Origin of the sequence: Opitutus terrae PB90-1 (assembly GCF_000019965.1) — a bacterium.
In the GTDB taxonomy this organism is placed as follows: Bacteria; Verrucomicrobiota; Verrucomicrobiia; order Opitutales; family Opitutaceae; genus Opitutus; species Opitutus terrae.
In genome coordinates, this window is record NC_010571.1 from 1,013,373 (window position 1) to 1,028,101 (window position 14,729).

At 67.7% G+C, this 14,729-nt stretch carries 11 protein-coding genes; 4 read left to right on the forward strand and 7 right to left on the reverse strand.

Going from position 1 to position 14,729, the window contains the following annotated elements; genetic code table 11:
• The first annotated feature begins 22 nt into the window (after positions 1–22).
• Positions 23–2,512: a penicillin acylase family protein gene (locus OTER_RS04195; RefSeq protein ID WP_012373657.1), complete on the forward strand. Its 2,490-nt coding sequence runs from the start codon at positions 23–25 to the stop codon at positions 2,510–2,512.
• Between the two features lie 51 nt (positions 2,513–2,563).
• Positions 2,564–3,184: a uracil phosphoribosyltransferase gene (gene upp / locus OTER_RS04200; RefSeq protein ID WP_012373658.1), complete on the forward strand. Its 621-nt coding sequence runs from the start codon at positions 2,564–2,566 to the stop codon at positions 3,182–3,184.
• Positions 3,185–3,255: 71 nt separating this feature from the next.
• Here the strand turns inward: upp and OTER_RS04205 are convergent, their stop codons facing one another.
• Positions 3,256–5,304: a response regulator gene (locus OTER_RS04205; protein ID WP_012373659.1), complete on the reverse strand. Its 2,049-nt coding sequence runs from the start codon at positions 5,302–5,304 to the stop codon at positions 3,256–3,258.
• A gap of 387 nt (positions 5,305–5,691) precedes the next feature.
• Here OTER_RS04205 and rlmN point away from each other — a divergent pair, with 387 nt between their 5' ends.
• Together rlmN and OTER_RS04215 are read left to right on the forward strand one after the other, a co-directional pair.
• Positions 5,692–6,840 carry a 23S rRNA (adenine(2503)-C(2))-methyltransferase RlmN gene (rlmN, locus tag OTER_RS04210; protein WP_044892139.1) on the forward strand — a complete coding sequence of 383 codons (1,149 nt, stop codon included), beginning with the start codon at positions 5,692–5,694 and terminating at the stop codon, positions 6,838–6,840.
• Between the two features lie 146 nt (positions 6,841–6,986).
• Positions 6,987–8,648, forward strand: a complete 1,662-nt coding sequence (locus OTER_RS04215; RefSeq protein ID WP_012373661.1) for a hypothetical protein — start codon at positions 6,987–6,989, stop codon at positions 8,646–8,648.
• Between the two features lie 7 nt (positions 8,649–8,655).
• Here the strand turns inward: OTER_RS04215 and OTER_RS04220 are convergent, their stop codons facing one another.
• The 6 genes from OTER_RS04220 to OTER_RS04245 all read right to left on the reverse strand — a co-directional run bounded on the left by OTER_RS04220 (position 8,656) and on the right by OTER_RS04245 (position 14,717).
• Entirely contained in the window at positions 8,656–9,315 is a 660-nt protein-coding gene (locus OTER_RS04220) for a DNA alkylation repair protein (protein ID WP_012373662.1), read from the reverse strand.
• A 50-nt stretch (positions 9,316–9,365) separates the two neighbouring features.
• Complete coding sequence (locus OTER_RS04225) at positions 9,366–10,424, reverse strand: 3-deoxy-7-phosphoheptulonate synthase (RefSeq protein WP_012373663.1); 1,059 nt, start codon at positions 10,422–10,424, stop codon at positions 9,366–9,368.
• 176 nt (positions 10,425–10,600) lie between these two features.
• Positions 10,601–11,956, reverse strand: coding sequence for a hypothetical protein (locus OTER_RS04230; RefSeq protein WP_012373664.1), 1,356 nt, complete (start codon positions 11,954–11,956; stop codon positions 10,601–10,603).
• 149 nt (positions 11,957–12,105) lie between these two features.
• Positions 12,106–13,020 carry an N-acetylglucosamine kinase gene (locus OTER_RS04235; RefSeq protein WP_012373665.1) on the reverse strand — a complete coding sequence of 305 codons (915 nt, stop codon included), beginning with the start codon at positions 13,018–13,020 and terminating at the stop codon, positions 12,106–12,108.
• A 9-nt stretch (positions 13,021–13,029) separates the two neighbouring features.
• Positions 13,030–13,755: a sugar isomerase domain-containing protein gene (locus OTER_RS04240; protein WP_012373666.1), complete on the reverse strand. Its 726-nt coding sequence runs from the start codon at positions 13,753–13,755 to the stop codon at positions 13,030–13,032.
• A gap of 26 nt (positions 13,756–13,781) precedes the next feature.
• Positions 13,782–14,717 carry a class I SAM-dependent methyltransferase gene (locus tag OTER_RS04245; RefSeq protein ID WP_012373667.1) on the reverse strand — a complete coding sequence of 312 codons (936 nt, stop codon included), beginning with the start codon at positions 14,715–14,717 and terminating at the stop codon, positions 13,782–13,784.
• Positions 14,718–14,729: the final 12 nt, after the last annotated feature.

Below are 14,729 nucleotides of genomic sequence, written 5' to 3' on the forward strand. Positions count from 1 at the left end.
CGGTTTTCCTTTTTCCCAGCTTATGCATCCTGGTGTCGCCCGATTCGTCCGCCTGCTCGCGGGTCTGCTGAGTGTCGTGCTGCTCGTGGCGCTCGCCGCCGCCGGCTGGTTTTACTGGCAGATGCGCGGAAGCCTGGCGCAGCTGGACGGCACGCGCGCCGTGGCCGGGCTCACGGCACCGGTGCAGATCACGCGCGACGCACTCGGCGTGCCCACGGTCCAGGGCGCGAACCGGCTCGACGTGGCGCGGGCGCTCGGGTTCCTGCACGCCCAGGATCGCTTCTTTCAAATGGACCTGTTGCGGCGGCGATCAGCAGGAGAGCTGGCCGCGCTTTTCGGCAAGGCCGCGGTGCCGCTCGACCAGTTGGCGCGGCCGCACCGGTTCCGCCAGCTCGCGCAGCAGGTCCTCGCGGCCGCGGACCCCGCGCACCGCGCGGTGATCGAAGCCTACGCGGCCGGCGTGAACAGCGGACTCGCCGCGCTGCACGAGAAGCCGTTCGAGTATTTCCTTTTCCGCGAGGATCCGCAGCCGTGGCAGCCGGAGGACAGCGTGTTGGTTGTCTACGCCATGGTCCTCGATCTGCAGGACGAGCTGAACACCCGCGAACTCTCGCTCATGACCTTGCGCGACCAGTTCGGCTCCGACGCCGTGTCGTTTTTTGCGCCGTTGTTTTCGCCGGAAGATGCCGCGCTTGATGGCACGACCGCCGCGCTGCCACCGATCCCCGGCCCCAACGCGGTGAACCTCCGCGAGGGCGCCGCGGAGCCGGGGGTCGCGCTGAGCTCCACCCGCGTCTGGCCCCGCACCGAGGCACTCTGGGCGGACGGCGATTTTCTTCCCGGCAGCAACAGCATCGCGGTCACCGGCGCGCATACCGCGACTGGCGCCGCCTTGCTGGGCAACGATCCCCACTTGAACCTGGGCGTGCCGAACATCTGGTATCGCGTCGTGATGCAGTGGCCGGTGAACGCGTCCGCCGGCGCACGGCACCGGCTCGTGGGGGTTACGATTCCGGGCGTGCCCTTCCTCGTGCTGGGCAGCAACGGCCACGTGGCGTGGGGCATGACCACGTCCTTCGCCGACACGAATGATCTCATCCCGCTCGATCTGAATCCGACGGCGCGCGATCTCTACCGCGTGCCCGGCGCCGAAGAATTGGCGCAGATCGAGAAACACACGGATGAGATTGCGGTGCGCGGCGGCCAACCCGCGAGCGTCGAATCGCAGTGGGCCGTGTGGGGCCCGATCGTGGGCGAGGATCAGCGCGGCCGGCCTCTCGCGCATCGCTGGGTGGCGCACGACCCGACGGCGACCAACCTGAAGTTTTTCAATTTGGAAAACGCTGCCACGGTGGCGGACGCCGTCGCCGTGGCGCACGAGTCCGGCATTCCAGCGCATAATTTTCTCGTCGCTGACGCCGCGGGCAGCATTGGCTGGACGATCGTCGGCCGGGTGCCGCGCCGCGTGGGATTCAGCGGACGGCTGCCCGTGTCATGGACATTTGGTGACCGCCGCTGGAATGGTCTGCTTCCGCCGGACGAGGTGCCGACGGTCATCCTCACGCCGGGCGAGACGTCTGCGCGCTTGTCGGGCGGAGCGACGCTCGAGCCGCGGGCGCAGGCGGGTCGGTTGTGGACGGCGAACAACCGACTCGTCGGCGGCGACGCGCTGGCGCGACTTGGCGATGGCGGCTACATGGCGCCGATGCGCGCCCAGCAGGTGCGCGACGACCTGCTGGCGATAAAGCGGGCGACGCCCGCGGATTTCCTGGCGCTGGCGCTGGATGATCGCGCGGTGTTCCTCGAACGCTGGCAAAAGTTGCTGCTCAGCGTGCTGACGCCGGAGGCGGTGCAGCAGAAAAAAAGTCGCGCCGAACTGCGGCGGCTCGTCGAGCAGTGGGAGGGGCGCGCCGCCACCGATTCCGTGAGCTATCGGCTCGTGCGAGCCTTTCGAACCACGACCGCCGACATGGTGTTCGAGCCGATTTTCGCACGTTGCGTGGCGCAGACGCCGCAATTCAACTGGCGAAACTTTCACTACGAGCCCGCGCTGTGGACCCTGCTGCATGAAAAGCCGCTCCACCTGCTCGCGCCTGAGCACGACAGCTGGGACACCTTGATGCTCGCGGCGGCGGATCGCGTTGTGGACGAGATCGAAAAAACCGGGACGCCATTGGAGAAGGCGACATGGGGGCGGCGCAACACGGCCCGGATCCGGCATCCGCTCAGCCGCGTCCTGCCCGGCTGGATTGGGCGATGGCTCGACTTGCCCGCGGATCCGCTGCCGGGCGACACGCACATGCCACGGGTGCAGAATCCCAGTTTTGGCGCGAGCATGCGACTGGCGGTTTCGCCCGGACGCGAAGAGGAAGGCTTGTTCGAGATGCCCGGCGGCCAGAGTGGACACCCGCTGTCACCGTTTTATCGCGCCGGCCATGCCGCATGGGTCCATGGCGAACGCACACCGCTGCTGCCGGGGGAAACCCGCCACACCCTGACGCTGACGCCATGATCGGGTAATTGCGCGATTGCCGGGCGGCACGGGGTTTGGAAGCCTGCAGCCATGCTGCACGTCCTCGATCATCCGCTCGCGGCACACGTCACCGCCCACCTGCGCGACAAGACGACGAAACCGGCGACGTTTCGTACGCTGTGCTATCAAATCAGCCTGCTGCTCGCGATCGACGCGACGCGCGACCTGGCGACCGAGATCAAGGACGTGGAAACGCCGCTCGAGCGCGCAGCGTGCCGGGTGCTCGCGCACCAGCCGCTCGTCGTCGTGCCGATCCTGCGCGCCGGGCTGGGCATGGTGCAGCCGTTCCTCGATCTTTTTCCCGACGTGAGCGTCGGCTACATCGGACTGGAGCGCGATCACGCGACAGCGATCGCCCGCAGCTATTACTGCAAGCTGCCGCCGCTGTCGGCGCACAGTCGCGTGCTGCTGGTCGATCCGATGCTCGCCACCGGCGGCTCCGCGGTGCAGGCGCTCGACGCATTGCGCGCGCAAGGCGCGGCCGATCTGCGGTTGCTCAGCATCGTGAGTGCTCCCGAAGGCATCGCGGAGGTCCGCAAGCACTATCCGGAGTTGCCGATTTTCACCGCGGCGGTCGATCGCGAGCTCAACAGCCGGAAATACATTCTGCCGGGGCTCGGCGACTTCGGCGACCGGCTTTACGGCACCTGACACGGGACGCGGCGCGGTCCACTACGCGGTGCTGAGCAAACGCCGCAGCCGCGACCGGAAGGTTGGAATCGCTACACCGCCGGCCGCGGACCGGCTTTGTTCTCCGCCTGGCGACGGATCTGAACTTCCGCATAGGCGCGGGCCAAGGCCTGTTGGAGTGTCTCGTGCCGGAGCGGCTTGGCGAGGTACTCGTTCATGCCGGCAGTGCGTGCGACGCTGCGATCGGCCGTTCCCACCCCGGCGGTCAGCGCGATGATCCAAGGCAGACTGTCGAGCGGACGCACCGCCCGGATCCGCCGGGTCGCCTCGAACCCGTCAAGCTCGGGCATCTGCACGTCCATGAGAATCACGTCGAAATCGCGTTCGGTCGCGAGAAGGACGGCCTCGAGTCCGTTGGGCACCATCTCGACGGCATAGCCGAGCCGGGCGAGCTGGTGCCGCGCGACCGTCTGATTCACCACGTTGTCCTCCGCCATCAGAATTCGCAGCGGCATGCGTACGGCCATACCGCGCGTGTCGTCGACCGGCGCGGGCACGGCAAGCGGTTTGATGCGCGCCCCGAGCACTTGGGAGGCGCGTTCGCCGAGCGACTCCCGGCGGATCGGCTTGTGCACGATGCCATCGATCGCCGGCTCGTTGGTGCGTTCGCCAACGGCGTGCAGCAGCAGGATCGGACAGGGCTTGCCACGCGTGGCGACCGCGCGCGCCCACGCATCACCCGCGCCCTCGGGCATCTGCTGGTCCACGAGCGCGAGCGCGAAGCGTTCGCCATTCGCCAGCCGGGCGTCTCCGTCCGTGGTGCTCGCGACGCAAATCGGTTCGGCGCCGAAATACCGCAGGTGTCGCGCGAGCACGTCGCGACTCGTGGCGTTGTCATCGACGACGAGCACACGGCGGCCTTTCAGTGGCTGGGGCGGCGGCGGGCGCGTGATCGGATCCGCGCGCCGGGCGCGGATGGTGAACAGAAACGCGGAGCCGCGGCCGACTTCGCTTTCGACCCACATGGTGCCTCCCATCAGCTCGGCGAGTCGCTTGCTGATGGCGAGGCCGAGACCGGTGCCGCCATACTGGCGCGTGGTGGACGAGTCCACCTGGGAGAAACTTTGGAAGAGCCGGTGCTGTTTGTCGGCGGCGATGCCGATGCCGGTGTCGCGCACGCCGAGCTGCAGCGCATACGCCTCGCCGTCGAATTCGAGCACGCGGATTTGCAGCACGATCTCGCCGGCGGGCGTGAATTTCACCGCGTTGCCGAGCAGGTTGACGAAGATCTGCCGCAGCCGCACCGGATCACCGATGATCCGTCGCGGCGCGTCCTCCGCGACATCACAGACGAGCTCGAGCTTTTTCGCGAAGGCCTTGCCCGCGAGCAGCTCAGCCGCTTCCTCGGCGCAGCCGCGCAGATCGAAATCCACCTGCTCGAGCTCCAGCCGGCCGGCTTCGATCTTGGAATAGTCGAGCGTGTCGTTGACCACCGCGAGCAACGCCTCGCCGGACATCTTGATCGTGCGCAGACATTCGCGCTGCTCGTCGTCGAGCTCGGTCGCCTCGAGGACGCCGGTCATGCCAATGACGCCGTTGAGCGGCGTGCGAATCTCGTGGCTCATCATCGCGAGGAACGCGCTCTTCGCCTGGTTGGCGACAGCGGCTTCCATGGCGAGTTGCTGCGCACGGTCGATGGCGTGTTCGAACTGGGTGTTGAGGTCCTCCATCGCGGCGTTCGCCTGCCGAAGCATCGCGTAGTGCTCTCGTTTCTCGGTGAGATCGTCCTGCACGAGCACGAAACCCTGCTTGCGACCATTGCGCAGGACCACGGGGGCGAGCGCCAGCTGCATCCACGTTTCCCGTCCGTCCCGGCTGGCTTGGGCCACCGTGAACGAGCGCGGTTCACCGGCGGCCAGCGCGCGGGCGACGACTGCCGCAACCCCCGAATCCGGCGCCAGCAGCCGCACCACGACGTCCAAGCGCCGGCCCTCGAGTTCGTTCGCGGGATACCCGGTCTGTTCGGTGAACCGCGGGTTCAGCCAAGTGACGTGGCCGCTGGCGTCCGTGACCAGCACTCCGGAATGAGAGAGGGTGGCCAGCGTGCGCAGCACCCGGTCGCTCGCTGGGTTTCGGGCCACCCGACGCTTGGCATCAGCCGGACCGCGGCGCGCGGAGGCGGTTGCGCGTGAGGCAGTACGAACGTTGGCGGCAACGGGAGGCACAGGGGGAAGCGGCGGTCAAAACCGTTCTTCCTATCGGACCGCTCGCGCCCGCCTGAAGACAGGAATACGGCAGGCGCGCGGAGCGCGGGTCTGACCGGGAAACAGCCGGCGTGCCGGAGATGGGCTGAAACGTGGTTTCGTTCGAGCCCTCATTCGGTGCAAGCGGTGCGCTTCTTAACGGGAAATGTCGTCGTGCGAGCGCGCGGTGCGGATTTCTTTGTCGCGATCGATGCCCGGTCAGCGGGCGGAGCTGACGCGTGGCTTGCGCTGACCAATGGCGCGCCTTTGCTTCGGCGTTTCACCTTGAGTCCTTCCGCGCCCACCAACCTCTATGATTTCACGCGCGCCGAGCTGCGGCTCTGGTTGAGCCGCCGTGAACTCAACCCGGTGCACGCGGCGCGGATCTGGTCTTATCTTTATCTCGATCTGGTGGAGGGGTTCGGGGCGATGACGGAGCTGCCGGCGCGGGTGCGAGCCCGGCTCGAGGCCGAGATGTGCGTGGGCAATCTCAAGATTGCGCGCGAGACGGATTCGCGTGACGGCTTCACCCGCAAGTATCTGCTCGAGCTCGCGGATGGCGCGGCCATCGAGACCGTGTTGATGCGCTTCGCGGGCCGGGCCACCGCGTGCGTGTCGAGCCAGGTCGGCTGTGCGATGGGCTGCGTGTTCTGCGCGACCGGCCAGATGGGCTACACGCGTCACTTGACCGCGGGGGAAATCGTTGCGCAAGCGGTTCACGTGGCGCGTGCGCTGCGCACCGCCGCGTTTGAAAAGTGTCACGTGATGCGTGACCCTTCGCCGGGTCGGGAGGCGGGGGAGAAATCCAGGGACGAGGCGGACCGGCATCGGGCACCGCCGACGCCGCGACTGCGCAACCTGGTGCTGATGGGCATGGGCGAACCGTTGCACAACTACGAGGCCGTGATGCGTGCCGTTGATATTCTCCGCGACGACGGCGGGCTCGCGCTGGGGGCGGAGCGGATCACGTTGAGCACGGTGGGCGTGGTGCCCGGGATCCTGCGGCTGGCGGCGGAAAAACGACCGGTGCATCTCGCCGTGTCATTGCACGCGGCGGATCAGGAGGAACGCGCCGCGCTCGTGCCGGTGGCAAAAAAATGGCCGCTCGACGAACTGATGGCCGCGTGCCGCACCTACAGCGAAACGACGGGCCGGCGGGTGTTCTACGAATGGACCTTGATCGAGGGAAGAAACGATACGGCGGCGCACGCGCGTGCGGTCGGCCGGCTGCTCCGGGGATTGCCGGCGCAGGTGAACCTGATCCCGCTGAATCCCACTGCCGGCTATGATGGGACCCCTGGCCGGACCGAGGCCGCGCGGCGGTTTCAGGAGATCCTCTCGCGAGAGTTCGCGTTGCCGAGTACGGTCCGGCAGCGTCGCGGGATCGACATCGCGGCCGGCTGCGGGCAGCTCGCGGTCGCCGAGCAGTCATAGCGGTTCGGTGAGGCAAACCCGCACCCATTCGTGTCAGCAAATGGGCCAGCCGTTTGCATACGACAGGGTTGTACGCACCGTGCCGGCGTTTGGTCCCAGCTCCACACACCTTCCCTTTGCGGGCAGCCGGACAGGCGCCCGCCCCGGTGACTCGCGCACGTGCGGGTAGCTTGCGCTGCGCCGTGCTCACGGCGGCGGCGGTCTTTTCCACGACGTTCGTGCACGCGGCAATCACTCCGCTAGCGGAGCCGGAGCTCTTCGCGGGTGCACCGCGTGCGTGGCGCGACGCGTTGCAGCCGGATCCCTCCAACTCGCTCGCGTGGCAGCTGGCGGCGGAGTTTCTGGAACAGGCGGAGGATTCCGATGCGATCGAAGTACGGCGGCAGCTCGTGTTCAACGAGCCGGCGGTGATCGCGCACCGTTTCGCGCTGATTAACACGGCACTGCATTTCGGTGATTTGCCGGCGGCGCAACGCACGCTGCTCGATCTGGCGGCGCTCGAACCACCGTCTCATGAGCACGCCATGGCGGAAGCGGCGGTGGCGTTTGCCAGCAACTATTCCGATGTCGCGGACGAACGACTCACAAAGGAACTGGGCCGCGCGGCGGATCCGACACTCCTGTCGAGCCACCAGGCGATGCTGCGGCTGCGATTCGGCAACCGCGCGGAAGTGCCGGCCGCGCGCCAGGAGCTCCAGCAGCTGCTCGCGGCGCGGCCCGGTGATCGCGAGCTCCAGCGCGAGCTGATCGCGGACGCGCTGCGACGGGGAGATGCGGATACGGCGTTGCGACTGAGCGCGGTGGCGGCGCAGCCGGCGGAGGCGCCGTTTGCGGACGTGCTGCTTTGGGCGAACACCCAGCTCCTTTACCGGCGCCAATCTTTTCCCGCAGTCTGCGAGTCGCTGTCCGTCCGGGCCGCAGCGCGGCCTGCGGATGCGCTCCTGTTCACCAGCTGGCTGATCGCGCGCGGGCGGGCCGACGCGGCGGATGCGTGGCTCGATCGCTTGCCTGATGCAGAACGGCAGGCGCCGGAACTGCAACAAGCCCATGCCGACTGCATCGCGGCGCGGGGCGATTGGGACCGGGCTTTACCGCTGATTGCGACCGGCGCCTGGGGCCCGATTGACAACGGGACCGTGCATCGCGTGTTACACGAGCGGGAGATCGGACCGCGGCGCATGGATCATGCGGCATGGGATCAGGCGATTCGCGCCGCGGCGGGCAATCCTGACGCCTCGCGCGTGCTTTACCGGCTGGCCGTGGCCTGGGGTCGCGAGCCACAACGCCAGGCGATTCTCCTTGCGCAGGCGCGCCGTCAACCGCCGGGCGCCTGGGCGTTCCAGGCGCTCGCCGACCATTTCCGCCAGAACCGCAACACGGCGCGGCTGCAGGAAGTCTACAGCGAATGGCACCAGGCCGCGCCGGACGACCTGACCGTCGAGGGCAACCTGCTTCTGCTCACGCTGCTGGGCTCGCGCCGTCCGACGCCCGAGATGCGCGGGCATATCGACGAGTTGTCGCTGCAACATCCCGACCACGCCCTGCTCCGGACCGTTCGCGCGCTGGCGTTGTGGCAACAAGGCCGGGCCGATGAAGCGCGGGCCATAACCGATAATGTCCGAAGCATCGATCGCCGGCAGAGCCCGCTCGCGTTCTATCACGGGCTGTTTGTGGCGGCGGCGGGCGGCCGCGTTCATGAAGCGGAGAAATACCTCCTGCTCTCGGAGCCCGCGGTGTTGCTGCCGGAGGAAGAAAAACTCGTGCGTGTGGCGCGGGGCCTCGTGGCCCGCATTGCCGCCAGCGAATGAGCAGCGCTCAGCGCCGGCTCCGCAGTTCGCGCAGGGCGTCAGCGGCGATCCAGCGCGCGGCGCGGGAATCGAGCCGCTGGATCTTCACCCCTTGCGCGATGGCTGCGCCGAGCAGCCGGGCGTTGCGTTTGCCGATCTGCCGCAGCGCCCAGTTCACCGCCTTGCGTACGAAATTCCGTTCGTCCGTGCTTTCCCGGGCGATCACCGGCAAGAAACCGAGAAACACCGAATCGGGCAGCTCCTTCCGATGCACGGCCATCCCGGCCATGATGGAAAATGCGGCGCGCTTCACGAACTCGGCTTTGCGTGTGCTCCACGCGTGGGCTTTTTCCTCGGCGAAGGGCGTGCGATCCAGCAGGAACGCGAGCGCGTCGGTTGCGGCCCAGTTGTCGCAGTCGCGCACCCAGCGTTCCGCCTGGCCGCGCGTGACCTGCCGCGGATCCTCCACCAGCGTGGCCAACCCTCGCGCCTCGTGGATGCCGCTGGACCACAACGCGAGCGCGAGCTCGTGGTCGCGCCGGTGCTCGCGCGCGATCGCGCGGAGGACCGGAGCTGCAATGCCCAGCTGCTCGCCGGTGGGCGCAATGCCGAACCGACGCATGCCATCGATATTGCGCTGATTGCGCAACGAGCGCAGGTGAGCGATGATTTCTTCCGCGGTCGTCATGGCAGAGGAGGCGGCTTTGAGAATGGCGCCCGCGCTCGCCGCGCGCACGGCTATTTTCGGGCGCGTCGGGTGCGCACCGCCTCGGCGAGGGTGGCGAACACCGGCAGCGTTTTCTCCCAGGCGAGACACGCATCCGTCACACTGCGGCCGTAGATCAGCGGCGTCGCGCGGTAATCCTGCGTGCCCCCGACGAGGTTGCTTTCGAGCATGACCGCGGCGATCGCCTGCTGCCCGCCCGCGATCTGCGCCGCGAGCTCGGCAGCGACGGCGGGCTGCCGCTCCGGATCCTTGCCGCTGTTCGCATGGCTGCAGTCGACCATCAGGTAAGGCGAAAGCTGGTGTTGCCGCAGCAGCGCGGCGGCCGCGCTCACTTCGGCCGCGGGGAAATTCGGTCCGCGCGTGCCGCCGCGCAGGACGAGATGCGCGTGCTCGTTGCCGCGCGTGCCCATGATCGCCGGCACGCCGTCGCGCGTGAGCGAGGGAAACCAGTGCGGCTGGCGCGCCGATCGGATCGCGTTCACCGCCACCTGCACGTCGCCGTCGGTGCGGTTCTTGAAGCCCACCGGCATCGACAGGCCGGACGCGAGCTCGCGATGCACCTGGCTCTCCACCGTGCGGGCGCCAATGCCGCCCCACGACACGAGCTCAGCGTAATACTGGCCGAGCGTGGTATCCAGGAACTCGGTCGCGATCGGCAGTCCGAGCGCTGTGACATCGAGCATCAGCTTGCGAGCCAGCCGCAGGCCGCGGTTGATCTCGCAACTGCCGTCGCGATCGGGATCGTTGATCAAGCCCTTCCAGCCGACGACGGTGCGCGGTTTCTCGAAATAGACGCGCATCACGATCAGCAACTCGGACGCGTAGAGGGGCACGATCTCGCGCAACCGGCCGGCGTAGTCGACCGCTGCCTCCGGATCGTGGATCGAGCACGGACCCACGACGACGATCAGCCGGTCGTCGTGGCCCGTCAGCACCGCGGCGATGGCGTTGCGGGCTTCGGCGACGGTCGTCTCAGCAGCCTCCGGCAGCGGCAAGTCCGCGGCCAGAGCGGCCGGCGGCACGAGTGGCTTGATCGCGCGGATGCGAAGATCGGCGGTGCGGTAAGGCATGGAGCGGGGAGCTTGCAGCCGGCGCGCAGTGAAATCAAGGGAGGGCGCGGCCAGCCGCGGGCGCGTCCCAGCCCGCTTTTACGGGCGCACCGTGGAGGGACGCAGCGTCGTCCCTCGGCAGGTTCGGGGCTCAGCCCGTCGCAGCGGCAAGCGACGCCCCGGCGGGCCGGGTGTTCTCAACCGCCGAGCGTTTGCTGCGCCTGCGCGATCAGCGGCGACGACGCCAGCACCGCGTCCAGCCGCGCGGCGAGCGCGAGCCGCTCGGTGCGGTTCCGCAAGGTGAGAAAAGCCAGCGACGCACTCTCGCTCGTGTTGGCGGCGATGGCCGCGCGGCTCAGAATGGCCTCGAGATCCGCGAGCTGTTCATTCGGCAAAAGTTTTTTCTCCGCCAGGAAGGTCGACAACGAGGCGCCCAGCGTATCGAGCCACACTGCGGGCGACGCGGGCGCGGCGTAGGCCAGTCCGGTTTTCTCGGCCGTCCACTCCATAAACAGCCGGACCTGCTCGTGCAGTTTCGCGAGCTCGGCGTCGGCCGTGTCGCGCGTCCACCGCGCGCTGAATTGTTTTCGCTCGCGCAGTTTTTTGACCTCCCACACGCGGAGGAGCAGCTCGTAGGCGTCGCCCGTTTGCCGCAGGGCGCCGGTGAAGACGTAATCGAGGCCTTCTTTCGTGGTGCTGATCAACTGCTGCAGGTTTTCCTTCGTCCATTCGGCACCGAAGAGCGCGTAGTGCTCGCCTAGCAAGCCGACCGCGGCGATCGGGGTGTAGTGCGGTGAAAAGTAGAAGGTCTCCGCGAACCACAACGGCAGCGCGCGGCTGAGCCGGCCGAGCTCGTCCTCGGGTTGCTTGGCGCGCGCGAGCGGATCTGGAATTCCGAGCAGCGAGAGCTGCGCAAACGCCACGCGCCGGAGCCGCGGGCCTTTCGTCGGCAGGATTTGTTCGGCGAGCGGTTCGAGCCCGTAAAACCAGATGGGCTTGCTGATGCTGACGAGGTTGATGCTGGTCGGCTCGGGCTTGGGCGCGGCGGCTCCGTTTGTCTCGGGGACGGCGGTCTGCTCGGCTTGCAGTAGCTCGGCGATCGCGTTGGAGAAGCCGAAGAGCCGCTCCTCCAGATCGGGACGGTTGAGGGCGAACAACAGGTCGAGCACGTGCTGGGCGGCGTCGGGCTCTTTGAGCACGAGGTAAGCCTGCAGCAGGTTGATGCCGGTGGCGGCGCCGTGCCGCTCGGCGTCATAGCGCGGGCCGACCAGCTCGACGATCTCGCGCACGTGGCCCGTGCTGCCGAGGTCGGCGGAAATGGTCACCAGGATGTCGGCGCGGTCGCCGGCGGTGGCGAGTACCTGCTCGTAGATCGTCATCGCGCCGGGCAGGTCGTTCGCATCGAGCCGTTCGCGCGCTGCGATTAACTGGGCCTTCGCGCTCGCGCCGGGCGTTTCCGCACCGTTGCCGGCGGAGGGCGTGGGCGCGGGGGTGGGCGCAGCGGCGGAGGGAGGCGACGGCTTTTTTCCAGCGAGACGATCGAAAAATCCCATGCGACCAGCAAACGCGCCGCCGAACGGCTGGCGAACAGAATTGCAGTTCGCGGCCCGGGTGAACCGGCCGTCCTGGGAAGTGGCGCTGCCCGCGAACCTGCGCCATCCCGGCGGGGGACGCCGGGGTCGACCCGACAGGCGCAGGCCAACTATCCTTCGCGCAGCAGCAGCCGGCGGACGCCTTCGATCGGCGTCGCCGTGACGGGTTCGAGCGGCAGCGGTGAGCGCGGCGCGAGCACCTCGCGCACGACCGGATGCGTAAGGATCGGACCGCTCAGTCCGGCGCGAAGCGAGTCGGTGGGCACACCCGAAAACAGATGCGTCACCACGCGGGCGGCGAGATCGATGAGTTCGCTGGCGGATTCGACGATGAGGGCGTGAGCGCTGTGATCGCCTTCGCTGGCGAGCCGCAGGACGGCCGGCGCGAGCGCGGCGATTTTGCGGTTCGGCGTCGGATCGCTGTAAAAGTAGCGGGTGACGGCGCTGGCGTCGGCGGATTCGCCGAGTCCGGTCGAGTCGCGCACGGTCGGCCCGATGCGCGAGGTGGGCAGCCAGCCTTGCAGCTCGAGTAGCGCGCGTGAAATCGCCCGCCGGCCAAGATCATAGGCGCTGCCCGGATCGCCGAAGCGCCAGCCGAGACCGCCGGCATAATGGACGCCGCCTTTCCGGTCGCGGGCAGCGACGAACGAGCCGGTGCCCGAGTGCAGCACGAGCCCGGGTTGCCCGTCCGTCGCCAACTCCAGCACCGGCAGCGAATCAGGTCCGGCCGTTACGGCGCCGAAATCGGTGAGACTGCTGGCAAACTCGTTCCAGAAATGCGCGGTGCCCGCCATGAACAACTGCGTTTGGGTAATGTGAGCGGCGGGGTTCTCGCTGCGCGCAGCGTTGAGCAACCCGCAGAGCGCGTCGGTGACGATCAGCCGCGCCTGGTCCTGGCCGACGACGCTGGGATTGCAGCCGGGCGCCAGCCGGTGCGCGGCGATGCGACCGCTGGCGTCGACGAGGATGCACTCGGTCTTGGTGCCGCCGCCGTCGATGCCGATTTTGTAGGAAGGAGAGCCCACGGAGAAAAATTACGCGAGTTGGCGGCTCAGCCGGGACTTGTAGCGCTCGGCGAGCGCGCGGTTGTGTTCAATCGCGCCGGGAACGTTCTGGCTGCGCAGGATCGGCAGCGGATGACCGTTGGTCTTGAGCCACTCGATCACGGCGAGCATCAGCCAGTTCAGCAGCGAGCAGCCGATCAGCGTCGAGGTGGGACCCGCTTTGATGCCATCCTGCACCTCGACGATCGCGTCGCCCGGCACACCCGTGTTGTCGAGCACGTAGTCCGCGACCTCGTGCAGTTTCCGTCCATCCGGGTGCACCGTGGCGTAGGTGGTCGACATCGAGAGCGCGGTAAGACCGACGACGGTCAGGCCCTTCTTCTTCGCGTAGAGGGCGATCTCAATCGGGGAGGAGTTTTTGCCGGAGTTGGAAATGACGATGATCGTTTCACCAGACAGGAGCTGGTATTGGCGATCGTGGCGCTCGATGAGCCGGGTGCCGTAGCCGACGAGATTCTCCACGAAACCGGCGGTGGGATCCATGATGCCGTTGACGCAGACCAGCCCGCCGGCGCGGCCGATGATTTCGCGGGCGATCAGCTCGCTGTGGCCGCTGCCGAACGTGTGCAGCACGCCACCCTGCGCCACGGAGCGGCCGATGAGCGGCGCGAGCTTCGCGATCGTCGGCGCGTTGCTCGTCCAAGCGCGGGCGAGCATTTCGTTGGCGCGGGTGAAATAGTTTTCGGAGAGCGACATGAGGGAGGTTTCCGCTGCGCGAGAATCTAACAACAACCAGGTTTGGGGGAGCCAGAATCTTCCCAGCGACCATAGATGCCGCAGGGCAGGATCTTGCCATCCCGCTGAATTGGCAGCCCCACTTCGCCGGCGGAAATGGCGCCCGGCCGACCGTCGAACAGCTCCGCGAGCAGGTTGGCCACGACGGTGGGGGATAGGCGTGCGGTGTAGGCGTTAATCAGAAAAAACAGCGGCTGCTCGCTGAGGAGCGCGCGACACTCGAGCAGCAGCTCCCAAAGGTGATCTTCAAGCCGCCAGAGTTCGCCCGAACTGCCGCGGCCGTAGGTGGGCGGGTCCATGATGACCGCATCGTAACGGCGGCCGCGCTTCAGTTCACGGCGGGCGAATTTCAGGCAATCGTCGGTAATGTAGCGGATCGGCGCCGCCGCCAATCCGCTGAGCGCGGCGTTCTCGCGACACCACTTGACCATCCCCTCGGCGGCGTCGACGTGGCAGACGCTGGCGCCGGCCTTCGCGGCGGCCACGGAGGCGGCACCGGTGTAGCCGAACAGGTTCAGCACGGAAACTTCACGACCCGCCTTGCGCGCGGCGCGGACCTTTTCGCTAAACCAATCCCAATTGACGGCTTGCTCGGGAAACAAGCCGGTGTGCTTGAACGAGGTGGGGCGGATCTTGAAGGTGAGTCCGAGCGGCGCGTAGCCGATTTTCCAGTGATCCGGCAGCTCGCGGCGAAACTCCCAGCGGCCGCCGCCGGTGTCGCTGCGGTGGTAAAAGCCGTCCCAGTTCTCCCAGCGCGCGCCGGGCGCCACGCCGTGCCGCGGCCAGACGATTTGCGGGTCGGGCCGCACGAGGCTGAACGAGCCCCAGCGCTCCTGTTTCATCCCGTCGCCGCAGTCGAGCAGCTGATATTCCGCCCAACGATCAGCGACGATCAAGGCGGGGCGTTGGACGGGCGTGGACATCGATGTCGCGAG

What these genes read in the sequence shown, in the direction of transcription:
- OTER_RS04195 (WP_012373657.1), top strand. Translation starts at nt 23, where the DNA reads ATGCATCCTGGTGTCGCCCGATTCGTCCGCCTGCTCGCGGGTCTGCTG.
- upp (WP_012373658.1), top strand. Translation starts at nt 2,564, where the DNA reads ATGCTGCACGTCCTCGATCATCCGCTCGCGGCACACGTCACCGCCCAC.
- OTER_RS04220 (WP_012373662.1), bottom strand. Translation starts at nt 9,315, where the DNA reads ATGACGACCGCGGAAGAAATCATCGCTCACCTGCGCTCGTTGCGCAAT.
- OTER_RS04225 (WP_012373663.1), bottom strand. Translation starts at nt 10,424, where the DNA reads ATGCCTTACCGCACCGCCGATCTTCGCATCCGCGCGATCAAGCCACTC.
- OTER_RS04230 (WP_012373664.1), bottom strand. Translation starts at nt 11,956, where the DNA reads ATGGGATTTTTCGATCGTCTCGCTGGAAAAAAGCCGTCGCCTCCCTCC.
- OTER_RS04240 (WP_012373666.1), bottom strand. Translation starts at nt 13,755, where the DNA reads ATGTCGCTCTCCGAAAACTATTTCACCCGCGCCAACGAAATGCTCGCC.
- OTER_RS04245 (WP_012373667.1), bottom strand. Translation starts at nt 14,717, where the DNA reads ATGTCCACGCCCGTCCAACGCCCCGCCTTGATCGTCGCTGATCGTTGG.